This is a genomic window from Spongiactinospora sp. 9N601, assembly GCF_044326295.1.
GTDB classification, from domain to species: domain Bacteria; phylum Actinomycetota; class Actinomycetes; order Streptosporangiales; family Streptosporangiaceae; genus Spongiactinospora; species Spongiactinospora gelatinilytica.
This window is the reverse complement of the sequence record NZ_JBIRBB010000006.1, coordinates 122,499-144,403: the sequence shown is the minus strand read 5'-3', so window position 1 is coordinate 144,403 and position 21,905 is coordinate 122,499. Positions and strand designations below refer to the sequence as shown.

The following is a 21,905-nucleotide window of genomic DNA, read 5'->3' as shown; positions in this document are numbered from 1 at the left end:
GGTGTGCCGAAGGCTCACCTGACACGGTCCGGCGTGGACCGGGGTATCGCGTCGATCAGTCGCCGGGTGTAGTCCTGCCGCGGGCTCGTGAAGATCTGCTCGACGGGCGCCTCCTCGACGAGCGCGCCGCCGTCCAGCACGCCGACCCGGTCCGCGAGCCGGCGGATGACACCGAGGTCGTGCGAGATGAACAGGTAGGTGAGGCCGAACTCGTGCTGGAGGTTCACCAGCAGTTGGAGGACCTGAGCCTGCACGGACACGTCGAGCGCCGAGGTCGGTTCGTCCAGCACGATCAGCTCCGGCCGCAGTGCGACCGCGCGTGCCAGCGCCACCCGCTGGCGCTGGCCGCCGGACAGTTCGCCCGGCTTGCGGCGCAGGAAGCCGGCGTCCAGCCCGACGGCGGCCAGGGCTTCCGCCGCGCGGTCGAGGCGCTCGCTCCTGGCTCCCACCTTGAATCCGTGCAGCGGCTCGGTGACGGTGGCGGCCACGTCGAGCCTCGGGTCGAGGGAGGAGTAGGGGTTCTGGAAGACGTACTGGACGGCCCGGTTCAACCGGCGGCGCTCGGCCCGGCTCGCGGGCAGGACGTCGCGGCCCCGGTAGGCGATCACGCCCCCGTCGGGCCGGTCGATCCCGGCGACGATCCGGGCGATCGTGGACTTGCCCGAGCCCGATTCCCCGACCAGGCCGTACGTGGTCCCCTCGGCGATCGCGAAGCTGACATCGCGGACCGCGTGCTGCACGGTCCGTCCCGATCGCGCGCCGTGGCTCACGTAGCTCTTGTCCAGTCCCCGCACCGAGACCAGGTACTCCGCGCCCGGCCGATCCCGCGCCGGGCGCGGGGAGGTCGCGGCCGGCCGGTCGGCGACGCGCCCGGGCACCGCCTCGGACAGCCGTCTCGTGTAGGGGTGTGTGGGAGCGGTGAGCACTTCGGCGGTCGGGCCGCGTTCGACCGCGCGCCCGTCCTGGAGCACCACGACGGAGTCGGTGCGCTGACCGGCCACCGCCAGGTCATGGGTGATGAGGATGACCGACAGCCCCCGGGTGCTCGCGAGGTCGTCGAGCAGGTCGAGGATCGGTTTCTGCACCGTGACGTCCAGCCCCGAGGTGGGCTCGTCGGCGATGATCAGCTCCGGTTCGCCGCCGAGCGCGATGGCGATCAGGACCCGCTGCCGCTGGCCGCCGCTGAGCTGGTGCGGGAACGCGTCGTAGACGCGGTCGGCGTCCGGCAGGCCGGCCTGGCCGAGCAGTTCGATCGACCGGGGGCGCGGCTCGCGCCGGACGGCCGGGCGACCGTGCAGCCGCACGGTCTCGTCGATCTGGTACCCGATCCGCTTGACCGGGTCGAGCGCGATGTTCGGGTCCTGGGGAATGAGCGCGATGGCCCCGCCTCGGATGCGGTTCCACACCCGCTCACTGCGGATGGCGGTCAGGTCCAGGTCGCCGAAGCGGGCCGTCCCCGGGCCGATCACCGCGTTGCCGGGCAGCAGGCCGAGCAGGGTGGCGGCGATCGTCGACTTCCCCGCGCCGGACTCGCCGATCACCGCGACCCGCTCGCCACGGCGCACCTGGAACGACACCCCCCGCACCGCCTGGATCAGATCCCGTGAGCGTGCGTAGGAGACGTGCAGGTCATCGACGTCGAGAACGATGTCGCCCGCTGCGCTATGCGTGGCCATGGCCGCGAACCCCCTCCACGAACCTGCCGACCCGGTTCGCCGAGACCACCACCAGCACGATCGCCAGACCCGGCAAGGTGGTCAGCCACCAGGCGTAGGCGAGGTAGGTCCGGCCGTCCGCGACGAGCGCCCCCCACTCCGGCGTCGGTGGCGGGGCGCCGAAACCGAGAAAGCTCAGGGCCGATATCGACAGCAGCGCCGTACCGAACTCCAGCGCGGCCAGCGCGATCACCGGCCCGATGGCGTGCGGCAGGACGTGCCGGCGCAGCACGGCGGGCCAGCGCACGCCGCAGTGCACGGCGGCCGTGACGAAGTCGGATCGCCGCACGCGCAGCACTTCGGCGCGCAGCACCCGGGTGAACGTCGCGATCGAGCCGACGCCGACCGCGACCGCGATGTTGGTGGTGCCGAAACCGAGGCTGGTGACCAGCATCAACGCGATCAGCAGCCCGGGAACGGCGAGGAAGATGTCGATCAGCCGGCCGACGATCTGGTCGACGACGCCGCCCAGGTAGCCGGCGAGCAGCCCGATGACCGCGCTGACGGCGAAGCCGATGGCGAGCGCCAGGGTCGCCGCGAGGAGCGTCGTCCGGCTCCCGTACACGAACCGCGCCAGCAGGTCCCGCCCGAGGTTGTCGGTGCCGAACGGATGCTCCGGCGAGGGCGCCGCGAGCCGGTCGGCCAGGTCCCTGACGTAGGGGTCGTGCGGTGTGAACGCCGCGGGCAGGAAGGCCGCCAGGAACACCGCGGCGAGTACGACCACCGCCAGCAGCAGGCTCGGCTGTGACAGTTGTGCGAGCAGGCCCCGGGCCCGGGCGCGGCGCAGCCACGTGGTGGCGGCCGTGCGGCGGGACGGCAGGTCGGAGGTGCGAGGTTCGCCGGGTGCCTCGGCGATGGATCTTTGTGACATGGTCAGCCGATCGAGATCCGCGGATCGATCTTGGGATAGATCAGATCGACCAGGAGGTTGGCCACCGCGTAGAGCACGGCGGAGAAGACGACGACGCCCTGCACCACGGGGATGTCCTGGAGGGACACCGAACTCTGCATCAGCCGGCCGAGCCCCTGGCGGGAGAAGACGGTCTCGACCACGACCGCGCCGGCCAGGATGCCCCCGATCGACAGCCCGAGCAGGGTGGTCGCGGGGATGACCGCGTTGCGGAAGGCGTGCGCGAGCAGGATCCGCCGGTGCGGCACTCCCTTGGCGCGCAGGTGGTCGGCGTAGGGCGAGCGCAGGTTGACGGCCAGGCTCTTGGCGGTGACCTGGGCGATCCCCGCAGCCGCGGGGATCGCGAGCGTGATCGCCGGGAGAACGAGGTGGGCGACGCTGCCGGTCCCGGCCGCGGGCAGGATGCGCAGCCAGAAGGCGAGGAACTGCACCAGCAGCAGGCCGACGAAGAAGGCGGGCAGGGACGCGAACAGCGGGGGCAGCGAGAACAGCAGGTTGCGCAGGAAGGCGGCCCGGACGGCGTTGGCGGCCAGCGCGATGCCGACGCCGAGCAGCGTGCCGAGCACCAGCCCGGCCAGCCCGAGCTGGAGCGTGCTCGGCAGGGCCTGGCCGATCACCTCGATGACCGGCCGCCCGGTGGCGGTCGAGGTCCCGAAGTCGCCCCTGACCGCCCGGAACAGCAGGGTCAGGTACTGCTCCAGCGGGGGACGGTCGAGTCCGTAGCGGTGCTCCAGCGCGGCGACGGCCGCGCGGTCCGCGGCCGAATCACCGCCGCTGATGCTGCGGAGCATGACCTCGGCCGCGTTGCTCGGCATGAGGTAGAGCAGCAGCCAGGTGATCGTGTACGCGGCCCACACCACGAACACCGCGTACTGGACACGACGGACGACGTAGCGGGCCCGCCCGCCCGCATGGCGTGGGCCGAGCCGACCGCGGGGATGGGCCCGCGTTCCGGTGTCCGGCATCGCCTCGCCCCTCTCGTCCACTCGAAATTCCGGGATAGCTGACAGGTTTAGTAGGAAATATGGACGGCAGAGTGCCCAGGCGCGCCGACCGGCTGGACCGATCGGTCCTAGGCGTTAATGGTGACCACCCGGCACAGGCTTGTCAAGGCGGAGACGACCTTCGGACCGATCGGCCGCCCAGGCGCCGCGACCGGCGACTCAGATCAGGCCGAAGTCCCCTCATCGCCCCGCTGGAAGTGCTTCGTCATCACGTGCAGCTGGTGGTCCAGGACGCCGAAGCCGCTGTCCACCCGGATCACCTGGCCCACCGTCACGCCGAAACCGTCGTCGGCCACCGCCGCCACGCTCCTGGCGGCGTCCTCGGCGTCCATCACCCGGCCGAGGACCGAACGCTCCTCCGTCAGCTTCCGCAGATCGCCGTTGAGCACGCCCGCGGTCGCGTCGGTCCGCACGGTCCCGAACGCGACCGTGTTGACCACGATCCCGTGCTGCGCGGCCTGCGCGGCCACATGGCGGCTGTAGGTGTTCAGCGCCGCCTTGGCGATCGAGTGCGCCGCGACGCTGCCGACGAAGTCGGCGGCCGTGCTCGAAATGTAGACGATCCGGCCGGCCCGCCGCCGCTGCATCGCGGGGAGCACGTACCTGGTGAGGAAGAAGGCTCCGGCCAGTTCCCCGGTGACCTTCCCGATGAACGCCTCCCAGGGCACCGAAAGCAGCGGCTCGAACGGCGGGTTGACGGTGTTGGCGTTGCAGATGAGCACATCGATGTGGCCGTGGTCGGCGTGTATCCGCCGGACCATCTCAGCGGACTGGCCGGCGTCGCACACGTCGGCCTGTAGCGCCTCCGCCGACCCACCGGCGGTTTCGATCTCACCGACCACCCGGTGCGCCGCCGCCGCGTCCCGCCGATAGTTCACGACCACGTGATAACCGCGCCGCGCCATTTCCCGCGCGGTCGCCGCGCCGATGCCCCGGCTCGCTCCACTGATCAACGCCACCTGCCGAAGTGCTTCCATATGTCCTCCCGGTTGCCGTCCGCGCGACCCGCAGAAAACCTGTTCTGTCAAGCTAGGGCCGGAAGGCCGCCGCTGTCCCTGTGGCTCTCCCACAGGTCCCGCGGCGAACCCTTGCCGCGGCGCCGCACCGGTTGCAAAGTGGATATTGCCATTCACCGGCACAATGCCCGCCCCATTCAATTCACCCGGCCCCGGCACCACCGCGGCCGGTTTCCCGCGCGCCCGCACGCGGAATTCGCACGCGAATTACGGAAGCGAATGAACAAGGCCCCGCCGAGGAGATCGAGATGACCGAGCAATCAGTTGTGGACACCGGCACCGGTTACGGCCGCAAGGCGCCGTCGTACGATGCGCGGCTGACCGAGACCGGCCCTGGCACCCCGATGGGCGAGGCGCTGCGGCGGTACTGGCAGCCGATCGCCACGTCGGCGGCCCTCACCTCCGACGTACCGCACCGGACGCGGATCCTGGGCGAGGACCTGATCGTCTTCCGTGACGGCCGGGGCCGCCCCGGCGTGGTGTTCGAGCGCTGCGCCCACCGAGGCGCCAGCCTGTACTACGGCCGGGTCGAGGAGGACGGCATCCGGTGCTGCTACCACGGCTGGAAGTTCGACGTGCAGGGGCACTGCCTGGAGCAGGCCGGCGAACCCGGCAGGGGCCGCCGGCTCGGCGCGGCGCGCCAGCCGTGGTACCCGGTCGAGGAGCGGTACGGCCTGGTGTTCGTCTACATGGGACCGCCGGAGCGAAAGCCGGTCCTTCCCCGTTACGACATTCTGGAACCGCAGGAGGAGGGCGAGAAGTACTACGCCGAGTGGCCGGTCCCCGGCATGAACGTCACCGGCCTGGTACAGGACTTCAACTGGCTCCAGATATACGAGAACGCGATCGACCCGGCGCACATCAACTGGCTGCACTCCCAGCACAGCGGCTTCCAGTTCCTCGGAACCGGGACCACCGGCTTCCCTGAGGACTTCTACGATCCCTACACCGTGGCCGACCGGCTCACCTACGAGCGGACCGATTACGGGGCCAAATATCGCATTCGTTTCCTGGACAAAGAGGAGAACGGTGTCCGGCCCGAACGCGAATGGGGGGCGGAACTGCATCTGCCGAACATCCTCGTGCTGTCGGACTTCGTGAAACTCGTCCCCGACGCACCGGGCGACATGCTGATCTGGGTCGTCCCGGTCGACGACACCCACCACCGGTCGTTCTTCTCGCTGCGCACCACCGACCCCGAGCGTTTCGACCGGTTCTTCTACGGCGTGAAGCAGAACGGCAAGGACGCCTGGGAACTGACCGAGGAAGAACACCAGCGATTCCCCGGAGACGCCGAGGCGCAGGAGTCGCAGGGCCCGATCACGCTGCATTCGGAGGAGACCCTGGCCACCACCGACCGCGGGGTCGTGATGCTGCGCAGGCTGCTGAAGACCATGGTCGCCGACGTGGAGGCGGGCCGCGACCCGCAGGGCGTGAGCCTGACCGAGGTACCGCCGCGGCGCACCCGGTCCGGCATGGAGACGCTGTCCGTGCCCACAGCCGTGCCCACTGCCGTGCCCGCCGCCGGAGCCTGAGGGGACATGGCCGTGACGTGGACGGAGGCGGCGGTCGTCTCCCGCTCCGCAGCGACCCCGGACATCGCGGTGATCGACCTCGCGCCGGTGGCCGGGGCCGCGTTCCCGGCCTACACGGCGGGGGCGCACATCGACGTGCTGATCGGCTCGGGACTGGTCCGCCAGTACTCGCTGTGCGGGCCGCCCGAGCAGGGGGCGTACCGGGTGGCGGTGCTGAACGAGCCCGCCTCGCGCGGTGGATCACGGGCGATGCACGCGCTCAAGGTGGGCGACCGGCTGCGGATCTCGGCGCCGCGCAACCGCTTCCCCCTCGTCACGGCACGCCGGCACCTGCTGTTCGCCGGCGGGATCGGGATCACCCCCCTGCTGGCGATGGTGCGGCAACTCGAACACGAGCGCGCCGAGTACAGGCTGCACTACTGCGCCCGCAGCCGTGCCCGCGCCGCATTCGTGCGGGAGCTGGCGGGCGACCCCCGGGTCGCCTTCCACTTCGACGACGAGGACCCCGGCCAACTGCTCGACCTCGCCCGCGACCTCGGCGACCCGCGACCGGACACGGCGGTCTACATCTGCGGCCCGGACGGGTTCATGGACCACCTGCTGCGCGCGGCCGAAACGCTGGGCTGGCCACAGCAGGCCTTGCACAAGGAACGGTTCGGCGACCCCCCGGCCCTCGCCGGACCGGCCGGTAACGGCACGGGCGCCTTCACCGTGCGCCTGGCCTCCACGGGCGCCGAGTACCTCGTCCCCGAGGACCGCAGCGTGCTCGACGTACTGCTGGAGAACGGCGTCGATGCGCCCTTCTCCTGTCAGCAGGGCATCTGCGGGACGTGCGTCGTTCGCGTCCTGGCGGGCGACCCCGACCACCGCGACGACGTGCTCACCGACGACGAACGCGCCGAAGGGCTGTTCACCATCTGCTCCTCCCGCGCCTTCTCCCCCGTCCTGGAACTCGACCTGACCTAGAACGACGCGCAGCGACGCTCCCAGCGCCTGTTCCGGTGGACGGTGCGCCCCTGTTCGTCGTCGTCGCACCGGATGTCCACCACCCTGACGCGCGTCCGCTTCGACACAGGGACGGTGGTTCGCCCGCAGCCGGGTCTTCTCACGAACACAGACCTCGATGAACCCTCATCATCCACCTCCTCCGCCGGTGGCACGGCGGCCACCGGAGCAGGGGTGGGGGTGGAAGCCGTGGTCGTACACCCGGCGGCCAGTGACGCGCTCACGGCCAGGAGGACTGACCGTGCTCGCTTCGGTGACACGTTCCTCACTCCGAAGTCGGAGAGCATCACCCGATCAACGGCGCGGCCATGCCCCCGGAAAACCGAAAGCCCCAGAGCTTGATCTTCCTCTGGGGCTTGGACCTGGGTGGGCGATACTGGGATCGAACCAGTGACCTCTTCGGTGTGAACGAAGCGCTCTCCCGCTGAGCTAATCGCCCAGGTGGTGCGGCTCCCTCGCGGGGCCGACGGGAAAACCATACCGCACTTGCGGGGTGGCCGCGAAGCCGTTCCCGCCCGGGGCACGGTGATCGGGTGGAGGCGGGTTGCCGGGAAGGTCGCGGATCGGGCGCGTGGGGAGGGGTGGTTGGCATAGCATCGTGCTGACCTACAGTGACACGATACGAACGAAGCGGGGGGCTTTCGTCAGAGAGGTCCCGCGGGAGGGGCCTGAGGGCCGGAGCGACACGCAAAACCCTCGTAAACATGGGCCTGTTGGCGATGTTTGACCAGGTAGGGACCTAAATGTCGGGCTGTGATGTGCGTTACAGAAGGGCCCGGAGGCGGAATCTTTTCAACAGGTTTCTTCGTTCCGCGTCATAGCTCACGACGAAGCCCGTCAGAGCAGTGAAAGCCCCGATGAGGGGACCCGACGACGTAAAGGTTTGGCTGACGATGAACAGCACCACCGTCTCCGCCGAGCTGGGCCTTCGGCTAGTGGTCCCCGACCGTACCACCGTCCCCCTGCTCGCTGGACTCAGCTACACGGCCGAAGACCCGTATGCGATCCGGATGGCCTTCCATGTGGGGAACGACGAGCCGGTCGAGTGGATCTTCGCCCGCGAGTTGCTGACCGTGGGCATCGTGCGGCGCGTCGGAGACGGCGACGTCCAGGTGTGGCCCGCGCGCTCCGACGGCGAGCGCACCCTGCACATCAGCCTGACCTCCCCCTTCGGTCAGGCGCTCTTCGAAGTGCCGCTCGCGCCCCTGACCGAGTTCCTGCACCGGACCTACGAGCTGGTCCCCGCCGGCCGTGAGACCGACTTCATGAACCTCGACGCGGAGCTGAGCAACATGCTGTGGAGCTCCTGACGAACGCCTGATCCTCATGGCGTCGCCGGGCCGAGCAGGCGGCGCATCCGGCTGATCTCGATAGTCTGGCCGGAGATGACATCGCGGGCCATCAGGCGCATGCGCCGGTCGGTCCCGCCGTCGAGCTGTGCGCGTGCCATGGTCAGCGCGCCCTGGTGATGGGTGATCATCAGCCGCAGGAAGAGCCGGTCGAAGGCGGTCCCCCTGGCCGCGCGCAGCCGGTTCATCTGCTCCAGCGTCGCCATGCCGTACATCCCGCCGCGGGTGTGCCCATGCCCCGCGGGCACGGCCCGCCTCTCCCCCCGCAGCCACCCCGCGAGCGCCCGGATCTCCGGCCCCTGGGCGACGGTCACGCGTTCGGCGAGCGCGAGCAGCCTGCGGTCGGCCGAGCGCGCGGGGGCGAGCGCGGCCATCTCCAGGGCCTGGCGGTGGTGCGGGATCATCGACTCGGCGAACGTGATGTCGGCGGCGGAGGTCCGCGCGCCGGAATCGCCCAGGTGCTCCCCCGGCGTCGCCGTACGGCCGCTTCCGCCCGGCTCGCCCGGGACGATGACCGGCGCACCCGAGCCCGCGGTCAGCGGCGCGCCACGCTCCTCCGCCGGCCGGCCCGAGCATCCGGCGAGGACCGATATCAGTACAAGGGCGGCCGAAACCCGCTGAGTTCCCCATCTCGCCGACATAGCTTCCATACTGGGGCACGTTCATCGGCACTTCGGATGGGGAGACTGTGATCACTGCGCGATCGGCGGGCCGGGCGGCCGCGGCGATGACCGCACTGCTGGTGATGGCGGGCTGCACGGCGGATCCAGGACCGGCGGCGAAGCCCGGCTCAGCCCGGCCATCGGCCACAGACCAGGGCGGGACCCGCGCGCTCGCCGTGGGCGAGGTGCGGACCAGCGCCAACGTCAAGCTGTTGACGAACGTCCCGCCGGCCAAGCCGTTCGACGGCGAGGAGTCCTGGGGGACCGACCTGGCGTTCCAGGGCGACCATGTGTTCGTCGGCAACTACGAGGGCTTCACGATCTACGACATCCGCGACCCGGCCAAGCCCGTCACGGTGAGCCAGGTCGTCTGCCCGGGCGGGCAGAACGACATCTCGGTCAGCGGCGACCTGCTCTTCCTGTCGATCGACGAGCCGCGCTCGGACGAGTCCTGTGCCAGCGAGGAGGCCCCCGGCCAGCCGGACGAGGGCTGGGAGGGCGTCCGGATCTTCGACATCAAGGACCGGGCAAAGCCCCGGTACGTCTCCTCCGTCGCCACCGCCTGCGGCTCGCACACGCACACCACGATCCCGTCCGACGACGGCAAGACCGTCTACCTCTATGTGTCCTCGCCGGGGCCGATCCCCGACTCCAAGAGCTGCGCGCCGCCGCACGAGACGATCTCGATCGTGGAGGTGCCGGTGGCCGAGCCGACGTCCGCGAAGGTCGTCGCCGAGCCCATGGTCTTCGAGAAAGGTCACAAGCGCGACGAGATGGTCGCCGGCGGCTGCCACGACATCACCGCCTACCCGGAGAAGGACCTGGCCGCCGCGGCCTGCTTCGGCGACGGCGTACTGCTGGACATCGCCGACCCGGTGCGGCCCAAGGTGCTACAGCAGGTCAGCGACGAGAAGAACTTCTCCCTCTGGCACTCGGCGACCTTCAGCGACGACGCCTCCAAGATCGTGTTCACCGACGAGCTGGGCGGCGGCGGCACCGCCACCTGCGACGGCGCCACCCCGGTCACCAAGGGCGGCAACGCGATCTACGACCTCAAGGACGGCAAGCTGACCCTGCGCTCCTACTTCAAGATGCCGCGCGAGCAGGCGAAGGGCGAGAACTGCGTCGCGCACAACGCCTCACTGATCCCGGTCGAGGGCAAGGACATCATGGTCCAGGCGTGGTACCAGGGCGGGGTGTCGATCTGGGACTTCACCGACTCCGGCAAGCCGAAGGAGATCGGCTTCTTCGAGCGCGGCCCGCTGAAGGAGGGCGACTCCTTCGGCGGGTCGTGGTCGGCGTACTACTACAACGGCCACATCTACTCCAGCGACATCACGCACGGGCTCGACGTCATCGACATCGACGATCCGCTGACCGATCCGGCCAAGCGGGTGCGGATGGAGGAGTTCAACGTGCAGACGCAGCGGTCGTACGGGAAATGATCACGGGTCCAGGTCGGCCGCGGAGCGCTCGGCGAAGACCTCCATCACCTTGGTGGTGACCGGCCCGGGAACGGCGGGCAGGGCCACCCCGTCCACCAGGCGGATCGGCTGGACGTCGCGCGTGGTGGAGGTCAGGAACGCCTCCTCGGCCTCGGCGAGCGCCGGCAGCGGCACGTCCTCCTCCTCCCCGCCGAACCAGGCGAGGACCAGGGCGCGGGTCACCCCGGCCAGGCAGCCCGACTCCAGGGTCGGGGTGATCAGCCGCCCGCCGGTCACGACGAACACGTTGCTGCCGGTGCCCTCGCAGAGGTCGCCGGCGAGGTTGCCGAAGATCGCCTCGCCGCCGCCGCGCTCCTTGGCGTACGCCAGTGCCTTGGCATTGTCGCCGTAGGAGGTGGACTTCACGCCGGTCAGCGCGCCGCGCTCGTTACGCGGCCAGGGCACCACGGTGACGTCGGCGGTGGCGGGAAAGGCGCGCTGCTCCGCGACGATCACCACGGTGGCCGGGCCGTCGTCACCGCGGTCGGAGCCGAGCGGGCCGTTGCCGCTGGTGTGGGTGATGCGGATGCGGGCCAGCGGCCAGCCCGCGGCGGTACCGGCCAGGCAGGCGCGCACGCCCTCGGCGACGGCGGCGGTGTCCGGCTCGGGGATGCCCAGGCGGCGCGCGGACAGGGCGAGCCGGTCGAGGTGCCGGGTGAGCGCGAACGGCCGGCCGTACACGCTCTTGACGGTCTCGAACACGCCGTCGCCGACCATCAGCCCGTGGTCGAAGACCGAGATCGTGGCCCGCGCCGGGTCCAGCAGCTCGCCGTTGACCCATACGGGTGTCGTCATGTGACGCCTCCAGTTTCGCGGTACGACGCCAGGGCGATCAGCCTGGACGCCTTCAACTCGGTCTCCCGCCATTCTCCCCGAGGGTCAGAGCCCCAGGTGATTCCGGCTCCGGTGCCGAACCGGATCTGGTCGTCCTCGAACCAGAAGGTGCGGATGCCGACGGCCAGCACCGCCTTCCGCCGGCCGGCGTCGACCCATCCCACGGCGCCGCAGTACGGACCGCGGGGCTCGGGTTCCAGTTCGTTGATGATGCGCAGCGCGGACGACTTGGGCGCGCCGGTCACCGAGCCCGGCGGGAAGGTCGCCGCGAACAGTTCGGACCAGCCCTGCCCGGGGGCGAGCCGGGCGCGGACCGTGGAGACCAGGTGGACCAGCCCGGGGTACTCCTCCACCCGGCACAGGTCCGGCACGGTGACCGAACCCACCTCGGCCACCTGCCCGAGGTCGTTGCGCACCAGATCGACGATCATCACGTTCTCCGCGCGGTCCTTGTCCAGCAGGCCCTCGGGGGTGCGGGCGGTCCCCTTGATCGGGCCGGACTCGATCAGGTCGCCGTCCCGCGACAGGTACAGCTCGGGCGAGGCCGAGACCACGGTCAGGCCGCGCAGCGCGATGGTGGCGGCGTGCGCGGCCGGGTTGCCCTCCGCCAGGCGTACGGCCAGCGCGAGCGGATCGCGCCCGGCGCGGGGCAGCGGCGCGGACAGCACCCGGCACAGGTTGGCCTGGTAGACCTCGCCCTGCTCGATGTAGGCGCGGATCTTCCCCACCCCGGCCTCGTAGGCCGCCTGGTCGAGCGAACTGCGCCATGCGCCGGGCTCGGGACCCCGCCAGGGCTCGCGCCCGGCGGCCAGGCGGGGGGCCGGCGGGGCGGGCCGTACGTCGTCGAACCGGGCGCAGGTGACCTTGCCCTCGTAGGTGACCACGACGGCCCACCAGCCGGCGCCGTCCAGCGCGGACAGGTCGGTGGTGACGTCACGCAGCCGCGTCGCGACAAGTCCGCCTATGTGGGCAAAGGAACCATCCACCAGGCAATTGTCCCGCCAACCCGACATGTCGCGCCGCACCCGCTCCTAGTTGAGCGGCCCGGTGACGGACTCGGCCGCGGCGACCAGGGTGCGGTCGGCGACCAGCCGTACCGTCGACTCGATCTCCGGCGCCAGGAACCGGTCCGGGCCGGGCCCGGCCACCTCCTGGCGCAGCGCCGCGACGACCGCGCCGGTCGCCGGGGCGGGCGTGGCCGGGCTCCGCAGGTCGATGCCGCGGGCGGCGGTGAGGATCTCCACGGCGAGCACGCGGGTCAGGCCGTCCACCGCCCGGCGCAGCTTGCGCGCGGCCGACCAGCCCATGGACACGTGGTCCTCCTGCATGGCCGAGCTGGGGATGGAGTCCACGCTGGCCGGCACGGCCAGCCGCTTCAGCTCCGAGACGACCGCCGCCTGGGTGTACTGGGCGATCATGTGGCCGGAGTCGACGCCCGGATCGTCGGCAAGGAAGGCGGGCAGGCCGTGGTTCCTGGCCACGTCGAGGAACCGGTCGGTGCGCCGCTCGGACATCGAGGCGACGTCGGCCACCGGGATGGCCAGGAAGTCCAGCACGTAGGCGACGGGCGCGCCGTGGAAGTTGCCGTTGGACTCCACCCGCCCGTCGTCCAGCACCACCGGGTTGTCGATGGCGGAGGCCAGCTCGCGGGAGGCCACGGTGGCGGCGTAGGCGAGGGTGTCGCGCGCGGCGCCGGCCACCTGCGGGGCGCAGCGCAGCGAGTAGGCGTCCTGGACCCGCGTACACGAGCCGTCGCGGTGCCCCGCCATGATCCCGGAACCGGCGAGCAGCGCCCGCAGGTTGGCGGCGCTGGCCGCCTGGCCGGGGTGCGGCCGCAGTTCCTGAAGGTCGGCGGCGAAGACGTAGTCGGTGCCGAGCAGCGCCTCAACGCTCATCGCGGCGGCGATGTCGGCGGTGGTGAGCAGCATCGACAGGTCGGCGAGCGCGAGCACCAGCATGCCGAGCATGCCGTCGGTGCCGTTGACCAGCGCCAGGCCCTCCTTGGCCGCGGGTTCGACCGGCTCGATGCCGGCCTGCTTCAGGGCCTCGGCGGCGGGCACCGTACGGCCCGCGGCGTCGATGACCGGCCCCTCCCCCATCATCGCCAGCGCGACGTGCGAGAGCGGCGCGAGGTCCCCAGAGCACCCCAGGCTGCCGTATTCGTGGACGATCGGGGTGATGCCCGCGTTGAGCATCCCGGCGAGGGTCTTGGCGGTGGTGGGCCGCACGCCGGTGTGCCCGGTGGCGAGCGTGCTCAGCCGCAGCAGCATCATCGCCCGGACGACCTCGGTCTCCACCGCGGGCCCCGATCCGGCGGCGTGCGAGCGGATCAGCGACCGCTGCAGTTTGGCCCGCAGTTCGGGGGCGATGTGCCGGTTGGCCAGCGCGCCGAATCCGGTGGACACGCCGTACGCGGGGACGGCGCCTTCGGCCAGTTCCTCCACGCGCGAACGGGCGGCGGCCATGGCCGCCACGGCGTCGTCGGTCAGATGTACGGCGGCGCCGCGCCGCGCCACCGCCACCACGTCGGCCGGATCCAGCGCGCCTGGCCCGATCTCGACGACCTCGTTGTCACGCATAGGGAGTCACTCTTTCGCATCGAACGCCGCGTAACCTGCGTATCGCATGTTAGCCCCTTACAGCAGCGTTTCCAGACCCACCCTGCCCTTATCGGTGATCCGCAGCGCCCTCCTCACCTGCCCGCGCTCGAACCACCCACGCTCGATGAGCCGCCCGGTCAGCGCGGCGCCCAGCGCCCCGCCGAGATGCGGCCGCCGTTCGGTCCAGTCCAGGCAGGACGGCGCGAACTTGCGACGGGCCCGCCGTACCTCCGGCACGTCTACCCCGAGCCGCAGGAACATCGCCTCTCCCGCCTGCGGCACGTCGTAACGCCCGCCCCGGTCCAGCAGGCATCCGGCGGCCACCAGCCGGTCCAGCAGGTCCACCCCGGCCCGCCCGGCCAGGTGGTCGTAGCAGGTGCGCGCGTCGCGCAGCAGCCGCGCCTGCCGCGCCCCCTTCAGCGACCGTACGGCCGGCCGCGGGCTGATCCTGGCCAGCACCTCGAGCGCCGCCGCCACGTCCGGCCCGGCCAGCCGGTAGTACCGGTGCCGACCCTGGCTCACCACGGTCACCAGCCCGCCGTCCAGCAGCCGCCCCAGATGCGCGCTCCCGGTCGGCGGGCTCACCCCCGCCGCCCTGGCCAGCTCCCCGGCGGCGAGCGCCCGCCCGTCCAGCAACGTGGTCAGCATCGCCGCCCGGGTCGCGTCCGCCATCAACCCGGCGACCTTGGTGATGTCCGCGTCCTTCGCGAACGGTTCAGCGTCCATACCGCACAACGTAACGCCGGCATGGTTGCGCCGGTATCGAAGTGTCGCCGCCGGTTTGGGGACTCGCCCGCGATTCGCTAGAGTTCATGCCGTGGCACCGCCCCGGGCCCCGGCCCGGCGACGCACCCACGCGGACGTGGCTCAGCTGGTAGAGCATCACCTTGCCAAGGTGAGGGTCGCGGGTTCGAATCCCGTCGTCCGCTCGGACAGGGCCCTGCCCGGTGGAGTGGCCGAGAGGCGAGGCAGCGGCCTGCAAAGCCGCGTACACGGGTTCAAATCCCGTCTCCACCTCCGATGACATCCGGGGCGATTAGCTCAGTGGGAGAGCGCTACCTTGACACGGTAGAGGCCACTGGTTCAATCCCAGTATCGCCCACCACCATTTCCCAGGCCTTTGGCTTGTGAGCCGCTCCGGCTTTCTTGGAGACCCTGAAGCCAGCATGATCGTGCTGGGGCGGCCTGGACGGCACCGTCCGGGTGTGGGACCTGGCCGCCGGGCAGGCCCTCGCGGGCACGAGGGCGTGGTGTGGACCGTCGCCTGCGGCGAGGTGAACGGCATGCCGATCGTGGTCTCCGGCGACGAGGACCGCACAGTCCGCGCCCGGGACCTGAGCACCATGCGGCGGCTCCGAGACGCCGTTCACCGGGCACACCGGCCGGGTGTGGCCGGTGGCGGTGGGACGCCGGAGCAGCACCCCGATCGCGGTCAGCGGCAGCCGCGACGAGACGGTCCGCGTATGGAACCTCGCCCCGCACTTCTCTCCGGGAAACCTAAAAGCGGCCCTTATTATTCACCGGTAGAGCTTTTTCGCGTCTGACCGGCGGTTTACCATGAGCGCGACGATCTACTCGGATCCGCCCCAGGACGAAGGGCCGGTGTATGTTTGCCACATTCGTCACATTGCCTGCACGAGCCGTCACGGTGATTCGAAGACTCGTCGAACGCGGAGACGACGCGCCGCTCCATGAAACCGAAATCCACCGCAAAATCGCGGCCATCGGATCGGCTTTGCCCCCGCAACTCCTTGAGGCGCTCCTGACGTTCCGCGATGGCGCGGCGGGCGACGCCCTGTGCATCAGGGGCCTGCCGACCGGCGCCATGGCCGACGTGCCCACGCCGGACGACCCGATCAACGCACCTCGTACACTGCTCGGATTGCCGCAGGTCGGCCTGGGCATCCTCGGTGTGCTCGGGCTGCCCTTCGCCTACGCCTCCCAGCAGAGCGGACGCCTGGTGAACAACATCGCGCCGATGGCGTCCCGCGCCGACACCCCGCACCTGGGCATCGGCTCGGGAAAGCCCTTCGACTTACACACGGAAGACGCCTTCATGCGGCATCCTCCGAGTTACCTCCAGTTGGCCTGCGTACGCAACCCGACGAAAACGCCCACCAGTCTGTCCGGATTCCATGAAACCGATGTCGGTGACTGGCTCGCGCCGCTGTGGCAACCGCAGTACATGGTGAAGACGAATCTCGCGCAAAAACTCTGGGGCGACCACCGGTTGTCGGCCGGTCCGGTCGTCTGGGGCGGCGGACAGCGGCCGTACCTCCGTTACAACTCCGTCAACACGGTCGCCGTGCCGGACGCCCCGCAAGAGGCCGCCCACGCCCTTGACCGCCTGCGGCGGCGACTCGACGACAACATGGAGGACGTGGTTCTGGAGCCCGGTGACGTCCTGATCGTCAACAATTATCGGCTGTGCCACGCCCGGCGGGCGTTCACCGCGAAGTTCGACGGGACCGACCGCTGGCTGATGCGCGCGGTCGCCTACCGCGACCCGAGCGTCGTCGCCTCTTTTATCGAGGACGCGCCTTTCCCCACCCTCAGCCCTACCGCCACCTGAACGATGACCACAGATCAGGTGGTCCTCGTACTGGTGGCCGCCTTCGCGGCGGGCTGGGTCGAAGCGGTGGCCGGTGGCGGCGGGCTCATCCAGGTGCCCATCCTCATGATCGCCGGACTGCCGCCCGCCGTGGCGCTGGCGACCAACAAGGTCGGCTCGCTCGCCGCCACGGCCATGGCCACGATCACCTACCTGCGCGGCCTCACACTCGATCTGCGGATCGCGCTCCCCGCCGCCGCCCTGGCCCTGGTACTCGCCGGGCTCGGGGCCGCGACCACCTCGGCCCTGTCGCCCGGCCATATCCGGCCGGCGATCATGGTAATTCTGGTGGCGATGGGGCTGTTCGTCGCCTTTCAGCCGAGTTTCGGCACCCGCCGCGCCGGTGGCCCGCGCACCCGCCGTCGTACGCTCACCGCGATCCTGCTCGCCGGGGTGCCCATCGCCTTCTACGATGGCCTCTTCGGTCCGGGCTCGGGCATGTTCTTGGTGTTCGCGTTCACTGCGCTGTTGCGGACGGATCTGGTGGCGGGCTCGGCCATGGCCAAGATCGTGAACACCGCGAACAACACGGGGGCGTTGCTGGTGTTCACCTTCTACGGCAACGTCCTCTGGTCACTGGGAGCGGCCATGGCCGTCTGCAACGCGGCCGGCTCCTATCTGGGGGCGCGGATGGCGCTGCGACAGGGGGTGGCGTTCGTCCGGATCGCCCTGCTGTGCGTTGTGGTGGGACTGGTCGCCCGGCTCGCCCTCCAGTAGGCCGTCAACCATTCTCGCAATCCGCGACCATCAGGCGGGATCACCAGGCATCCGGACGCCTGCCACGCCCGTCGCCGAAGTCGTCCTGACGACGGCCGTTCTCGCCGAAGATGTCCTGACGGCGGTCGTTGTAGTCGTCACGGCGGTCGGTGTTCTGGTCGTCGAGGTTCTCCTCATCCTGCGGGGCCGTTCCGGGCGGCGACTCTGGCCGCAGCCGCCGCAGCGGGCGGTGTCCACCGGACCCGTCCGTAGTGCCGGTCTTGCCCGCCGATCCCGCCCGCCCCGCGCATGGTGCCCTCAGTGAACACGCCTGACCGCGCCTCGGCCGCCGCGTCGGCGACGCCCTGGTCGATGGCCTGGCGGCACTCGGGACGGTAGGAGGTGGCCGTGCCGTCCCGCCCGGTGATGATCGCCGTCGGCGCGCAGTACCGGGCGCGCGCCGCGATGCCCGCGTACGCGGTGGCGACCGCGAGGGCGCGGCCACGGACCGCGTCGACGGCCGCTGCGAGGTCCCTGCCCGTCAGGCCGGTCACTCCGTCGACATGTCGCAGCCACCACGGCGCGCCGGGGCCGAGTATCCAGCCGATCGCAACCACGAGCACCACGGCAAGGGTGACAACGATCGGGAGAGGCTTCATAACCGTCCTCAGGGGAATCTCCAGGGGTTCCACTCCTCACTTTGGCGGCTGTCAGTCGATTAGGCCCAGGATCCCCGGCATTTCCCAGGCGGTCAGCTACCGGTCGTCGTCGGGTCCCCATCGGCACAGTCGTTGATCAGCTCGACGGGGGGGGCGCTTGTCATCGCCGGAGAGCTGTCCAGCACGAGGATCGCCGGCTGGAGTAGCGGCATGAGGTCCTCGGGCGCGATGGCGTCGTCGTCGTGGTTGTCCAGCCCTGTGACGATCTCCATGAGCGCTTTCCTCAGCGTGCGCTCCAGCCCAGTGCTGAGCCGCCACCGGGCCCACCGCTCGGCCAGATCCTTCAGCCAGGGCGAGGATGGCCGGATGGGCTGGCGGACGCGGGCCCGGGGCCGGATGATCGTGTTGCTGATGGGCCGGGCGGGGTTGCGCCGTGGCGAGGTGTTCGGGCTACGGCGTAGTGATGTGCACCTGCTCCTCAACTCGCGTCCGCTGGGCTGCGACGTGGGTCCAGACGAGGCCGGAAACAAGCGCCCGTGGATGAGAACGAAGACCGTCGCGGGAGAACCCTTCAGGTCAGCAGGGTGACGCGGACGCGTCGCAGATACCAGGCGGACCAGGCGGCGACCAGGCCCAGGGCGAGTACTTTGATGCTCATGTGGAGTCCCACTGCGACGTCCATCGGATTGAGATAGACCGTGACCGTGCTCACCGCCGCCTCCGCCGACAGAACCAGACCCCACACGAGGGTCAGGACGCGGGTTGCGGCGCGCAGCCGCGGCGTTGCCGCCCACAGGGTTCGCCACGCAGCGCGGCGGTCCGGATCGCCGGCGGCCAGCAGCGCCCCGACGGCGTGGAAGGCCGCCGGTCTGCGCCGGGTCAGGGTGATCAGGCAGGCCACACCGCCCAGCACCATCGGGATCGACTCCTTGACCACGACGAACCGCGGGTCGTCGGTTACCCACGCCCCGAGCAGGCCCACCAGGAACATCACCAAGATGACGACTGCGACCGAGCTGAGACAGCGGTGGAGTACGACGCCGGCCAGTGCGCGCACCACGGCCACGCCCGCGCCGGCCAGGATCGCGGTCAGGTCGTCCGCCCCCAGCAGACGGAGGGTGTAATAGACCGCAGTAGGCAGGAGCCCGTCGAGGAGGATCTTCGGCACCGCCGCGTGCAGCAACACCTTCGCGGGGGGTAATCGCAGGACGGCGAGGTTGTCGGCGTCCTGCGTGTTCGCGCGGGCCGTCACGGTCACCGCCGGCAGGTGGCCAGGTCGTGGCCCAGGCCGCGGGCGGCAGGGGACATGCGGTCACCGACACGGTGGTCGGCCACGTACTCGACGTGAAGACGCACCAGCATGGCAAGGACGGAGCGCTCATCGCCGTCAAGGCCGTCGCCGACGGCCTGCTCAACCTGGGCGACGGCCTCGTCACCCATGACGCGGATCAGCCCGGCACGCTCCACGCCCTGCCTGCCCGCGACCTGGGCCAGGCTGAAGCCCCGGTCGCGGGCCGTGCGCAACTTTGCGATCTCGACACCCAGCCGGCCGGCAGCCTTGTGGGCCACGGCCTCAACGGTGGCGGGCCCGGGCCCGACCTCGGTGATCGCGTGGGTCTTCCCGGGCGCGCCGGTGGGCGCCCAGCCGGAAACCGAACGGCCGACCAGCCGACGGACACGGCCTTCCAAGAGGACCGCCAAGGCCGCCCGCTCCGGTTCGGTGATCCGCCCGACGGCGGCCACACGGCGCAGCGGTTCCGCGATGGCGGGCGCGAGGTGGCGTACCAGGTCGTCGCGGTCGACGCCGCGCTCGCCACCGAACGCCTTCTTGACGATCTCGCCGCCTTGGGCGCCGGCCAGGCCGCCCATCTGGGACCACATTTCCCTGCGTCGTACCTCGTGGGCGACGCTGAGCAGGCGGGTGACCACGCCGGAGACCTTGTCCGGCATGACGCCCTGAAGCAGTCGCCGACCGGCGTCGCCGGGCATCTCCTCGCCCTGAGTCGGCCCACGGTCCTCCGCCGGCGTGCGTAGTGCCGTCACCTGCTCTTTCGCCAGATCTTTCGGCAGAGTTCCTGCCTCGATGAGCTGAGTGATCACATGAGTGGTCGCCATCTTGCCCTTCTTGGATTCGTGAGCCACCTGCGGGAGGGGTTGCGGTGGGCCGTGGCCGCGCTGCGCGACAAGCGTGCGGCACCCCCGGGCTTGTCCGACCAGGCTCAGGCGGCGAAGCGGGCGAGGTAGCCGTCGAGTGCGCGATCGTCGGCGGTGTGCGCGCGATAGCCCACGTAACCGTCGGGGCGGACCAGGTAGAGGCTGCCCGCAGGGGCGGCCCATGTGGCGTGCAGGGTCCCGTCGGGGTCGTGCAGGACCTTCGGCGACGTCTGACACCGCCAGTGCTCTCCGGGTCACCAGGAAGGCCGCGACGCCACGCCGTCGCGCGCAGTGCGCCGATTCCGCCAGGCCCTCCACTTCACCGTCCCCGGCGAACAGCAACAGCACGGCACGCGTGCCGTGCAACAGCTCATGGACGCCGCGTCGGCGATTCGCCGGGCCGAACCGCACCTCCGGCGCCCGGTCGCCCGCCTGCGGGCCGGAACGCCCCTGCCAGTTCTCGTCCGACAGCGGGCCGTTGCGGTAGTTCGTGCTGAGCTGGGAGCCGCGCAGGCTCCTCCGGCGCTGCAACGGCCGCACATTCAGCAGCACTCGGCTGGCGGTGTCGCGTACCAGCCGCCCGGTACGGCCGCGCGACTGCACGGCCCGGATGGAGCGATGGGTCCTGTCGAGCGTGGCCAGGGCGACGGCGCGGCGCTCGGTCGCATAGGTGTCGAGCAGCTCCGGCCGGGACTGGCCGTGCACCACCTGAGCGAGTTTCCATCCGAGGTTGTAGGAATCCTGCATGCCGATGTTCATGCCCTGAGCCCCGCTCGGACTGTGCACGTGCGCCGCGTCACCGGCCAGCAGGGCCCGTCCCGAGCGGAAGCTCGCCGCCAGGCGCCGGTGGATGCGGAAGGCGGCCATCCAGTGTGACGTACGCAGTCGGACCGTCACGCCGCGCCCGTGCATCAGCCGCTCGAACCGGGCGAGAGTGAGTTCCTCCTGATCCCCGGGTGGCAGCTCGCCGACGATCCGCCAGCGGTCCTCGCCCGGTACGGGCATGCATCGCAGGCTGCCGCTCCGTCCGGAGATGACGTGCGCCTCGGCGTGGTCGTAGGCCCACTCGACCTCGACGTCGGCGGATACCAAGGCGTCGGGGTAGTCGAAGCCGTCAAAGGGGATGCCGGCCGCCTTGCGCACCGTGCTGCCGATGCCGTCGCACCCGACCGCCCAGCCGTAGCGGCAGGTCTCGATCGTGCCCTTTTCGAGGTGTTCCAGTTCGGCGGTGACTCCGTCCGCGTCCTGGGTGAAGCCGTTGAGGCGGACCCGGCGCTCGACCAGTACGCCGTGCTCGGCGGCGCTGTCCTCCAGCAACTGCTCGGTCATGGGCTGTGGAAGCGTGAGCGTGAACGGGAACGACGAGGGCACGACGCTCATGTCGACTCGCCCCAGCCAGCGCGGCGGCCGTCCCGGCGCGGGTTCACGGGCGGCGTAACTGTTCAGCCGTGCCACCTGATGCCCCAGGTCGAGCGCCTGCTCGGCGACGCCGAGGTCGGCCATCACCTCCAGTGACCGGGGGTGGATGTTGATGGCCCGCGGTGCCGTCGTCCGCACGTCGGCTTCTTCCACGATCCGGCAGGCCACACCGCGGCGGGCGAGGTCGGCGGCCAGCAGCAGCCCGGTCGGGCCCGCCCCGACGATCAGTACGCTGGTGTCATCGTTCATCGA

At 70.7% G+C, this 21,905-nt stretch carries 19 protein-coding genes and 4 tRNA genes; 9 read left to right on the top strand and 14 right to left on the bottom strand.

The genetic code is table 11. The features are described 5' to 3' along the window. Nucleotides 1-14: 14 nt before the first annotated feature. The 4 genes from ACH34R_RS15680 to ACH34R_RS15665 all read right to left on the bottom strand — a co-directional run bounded on the left by ACH34R_RS15680 (nucleotide 15) and on the right by ACH34R_RS15665 (nucleotide 4,606). Nucleotides 15-1,676, bottom strand: coding sequence for a dipeptide ABC transporter ATP-binding protein (locus ACH34R_RS15680; protein WP_397562142.1), 1,662 nt, complete (start codon nucleotides 1,674-1,676; stop codon nucleotides 15-17). Continuing rightward, entirely contained in the window at nucleotides 1,663-2,586 is a 924-nt protein-coding gene (locus tag ACH34R_RS15675) for an ABC transporter permease (protein WP_397562141.1), read from the bottom strand. The genes ACH34R_RS15680 and ACH34R_RS15675 overlap by 14 nt, the downstream gene beginning before the upstream one ends. Before the next feature lie 2 nt (nucleotides 2,587-2,588). Then, entirely contained in the window at nucleotides 2,589-3,590 is a 1,002-nt protein-coding gene (locus ACH34R_RS15670; RefSeq protein ID WP_397562140.1) for an ABC transporter permease, read from the bottom strand. Between the two features lie 203 nt (nucleotides 3,591-3,793). Then, nucleotides 3,794-4,606 (bottom strand): SDR family oxidoreductase, encoded by an 813-nt coding sequence (locus ACH34R_RS15665; protein WP_397562139.1) that lies wholly within the window; start codon nucleotides 4,604-4,606, stop codon nucleotides 3,794-3,796. A gap of 287 nt (nucleotides 4,607-4,893) precedes the next feature. Between ACH34R_RS15665 and ACH34R_RS15660 the strand changes: the two genes are divergently transcribed. Both ACH34R_RS15660 and ACH34R_RS15655 read left to right on the top strand, forming a co-directional pair. Further along, the gene (locus tag ACH34R_RS15660; protein WP_397562138.1) at nucleotides 4,894-6,180 is read left to right on the top strand and encodes a Rieske 2Fe-2S domain-containing protein; all 1,287 of its coding nucleotides are present in this window, start codon (nucleotides 4,894-4,896) and stop codon (nucleotides 6,178-6,180) included. 12 nt (nucleotides 6,181-6,192) lie between these two features. Beyond that, entirely contained in the window at nucleotides 6,193-7,146 is a 954-nt protein-coding gene (locus ACH34R_RS15655; protein ID WP_397562137.1) for a PDR/VanB family oxidoreductase, read from the top strand. Nucleotides 7,147-7,552: 406 nt separating this feature from the next. On the opposite strand, the gene ACH34R_RS15650 is transcribed toward ACH34R_RS15655, so the two are convergent. Beyond that, nucleotides 7,553-7,624, bottom strand: a tRNA-Val gene (locus ACH34R_RS15650). A 454-nt stretch (nucleotides 7,625-8,078) separates the two neighbouring features. Between ACH34R_RS15650 and ACH34R_RS15645 the strand changes: the two genes are divergently transcribed. Continuing rightward, nucleotides 8,079-8,495: an SsgA family sporulation/cell division regulator gene (locus ACH34R_RS15645; RefSeq protein ID WP_111165163.1), complete on the top strand. Its 417-nt coding sequence runs from the start codon at nucleotides 8,079-8,081 to the stop codon at nucleotides 8,493-8,495. A 14-nt stretch (nucleotides 8,496-8,509) separates the two neighbouring features. Here ACH34R_RS15645 and ACH34R_RS15640 read toward each other — a convergent pair whose 3' ends face one another. After that, nucleotides 8,510-9,175 carry a DUF305 domain-containing protein gene (locus ACH34R_RS15640; protein ID WP_397562136.1) on the bottom strand — a complete coding sequence of 222 codons (666 nt, stop codon included), beginning with the start codon at nucleotides 9,173-9,175 and terminating at the stop codon, nucleotides 8,510-8,512. Nucleotides 9,176-9,222: 47 nt separating this feature from the next. Between ACH34R_RS15640 and ACH34R_RS15635 the strand changes: the two genes are divergently transcribed. Next, nucleotides 9,223-10,641 carry an LVIVD repeat-containing protein gene (locus ACH34R_RS15635; RefSeq protein WP_397562135.1) on the top strand — a complete coding sequence of 473 codons (1,419 nt, stop codon included), beginning with the start codon at nucleotides 9,223-9,225 and terminating at the stop codon, nucleotides 10,639-10,641. Here ACH34R_RS15635 and ACH34R_RS15630 read toward each other — a convergent pair whose 3' ends face one another. Genes ACH34R_RS15630 through ACH34R_RS15615 form a run of 4 tightly spaced genes read right to left on the bottom strand, consistent with a single transcriptional unit; the run spans nucleotide 10,642 to nucleotide 14,840 of the window. Continuing rightward, nucleotides 10,642-11,475, bottom strand: coding sequence for an aminotransferase class IV (locus ACH34R_RS15630; protein ID WP_397562134.1), 834 nt, complete (start codon nucleotides 11,473-11,475; stop codon nucleotides 10,642-10,644). Next, nucleotides 11,472-12,500, bottom strand: coding sequence for a chorismate-binding protein (locus ACH34R_RS15625; RefSeq protein ID WP_397562133.1), 1,029 nt, complete (start codon nucleotides 12,498-12,500; stop codon nucleotides 11,472-11,474). Before ACH34R_RS15625 ends, ACH34R_RS15630 begins: the two co-directional genes overlap by 4 nt. A 45-nt stretch (nucleotides 12,501-12,545) precedes the next feature. After that, nucleotides 12,546-14,093, bottom strand: coding sequence for a histidine ammonia-lyase (hutH, locus tag ACH34R_RS15620; protein ID WP_397562132.1), 1,548 nt, complete (start codon nucleotides 14,091-14,093; stop codon nucleotides 12,546-12,548). A 57-nt stretch (nucleotides 14,094-14,150) separates the two neighbouring features. Continuing rightward, complete coding sequence (locus ACH34R_RS15615; RefSeq protein ID WP_397562131.1) at nucleotides 14,151-14,840, bottom strand: ArsR/SmtB family transcription factor; 690 nt, start codon at nucleotides 14,838-14,840, stop codon at nucleotides 14,151-14,153. Nucleotides 14,841-14,970: 130 nt separating this feature from the next. Between ACH34R_RS15615 and ACH34R_RS15610 the strand changes: the two genes are divergently transcribed. From ACH34R_RS15610 to ACH34R_RS15590, 5 genes are all read left to right on the top strand, one after another. Next, a tRNA-Gly gene (locus ACH34R_RS15610) sits at nucleotides 14,971-15,043 on the top strand. A gap of 17 nt (nucleotides 15,044-15,060) precedes the next feature. Then, nucleotides 15,061-15,131: transfer RNA gene (locus tag ACH34R_RS15605), tRNA-Cys, on the top strand. 13 nt (nucleotides 15,132-15,144) lie between these two features. Beyond that, nucleotides 15,145-15,219, top strand: a tRNA-Val gene (locus ACH34R_RS15600). Between the two features lie 501 nt (nucleotides 15,220-15,720). After that, nucleotides 15,721-16,686 (top strand): TauD/TfdA family dioxygenase, encoded by a 966-nt coding sequence (locus tag ACH34R_RS15595; RefSeq protein WP_397562130.1) that lies wholly within the window; start codon nucleotides 15,721-15,723, stop codon nucleotides 16,684-16,686. A gap of 3 nt (nucleotides 16,687-16,689) precedes the next feature. Continuing rightward, entirely contained in the window at nucleotides 16,690-17,442 is a 753-nt protein-coding gene (locus tag ACH34R_RS15590; protein WP_397562129.1) for a TSUP family transporter, read from the top strand. A 173-nt stretch (nucleotides 17,443-17,615) separates the two neighbouring features. On the opposite strand, the gene ACH34R_RS15585 is transcribed toward ACH34R_RS15590, so the two are convergent. The 4 genes from ACH34R_RS15585 to ACH34R_RS15570 all read right to left on the bottom strand — a co-directional run bounded on the left by ACH34R_RS15585 (nucleotide 17,616) and on the right by ACH34R_RS15570 (nucleotide 21,902). After that, nucleotides 17,616-18,044 carry a hypothetical protein gene (locus tag ACH34R_RS15585; RefSeq protein WP_397562128.1) on the bottom strand — a complete coding sequence of 143 codons (429 nt, stop codon included), beginning with the start codon at nucleotides 18,042-18,044 and terminating at the stop codon, nucleotides 17,616-17,618. Between the two features lie 128 nt (nucleotides 18,045-18,172). Further along, nucleotides 18,173-18,352, bottom strand: a complete 180-nt coding sequence (locus tag ACH34R_RS15580) for a hypothetical protein (protein WP_397562127.1) — start codon at nucleotides 18,350-18,352, stop codon at nucleotides 18,173-18,175. Nucleotides 18,353-18,651: 299 nt separating this feature from the next. Next, on the bottom strand, nucleotides 18,652-19,338 hold the full coding sequence (locus ACH34R_RS15575; RefSeq protein ID WP_397562126.1) for a VC0807 family protein: 687 nt from the start codon (nucleotides 19,336-19,338) through the stop codon (nucleotides 18,652-18,654). Then, on the bottom strand, nucleotides 19,335-21,902 hold the full coding sequence (locus tag ACH34R_RS15570) for an FAD-dependent monooxygenase (RefSeq protein ID WP_397562125.1): 2,568 nt from the start codon (nucleotides 21,900-21,902) through the stop codon (nucleotides 19,335-19,337). The genes ACH34R_RS15575 and ACH34R_RS15570 overlap by 4 nt, the downstream gene beginning before the upstream one ends. Nucleotides 21,903-21,905: the final 3 nt, after the last annotated feature.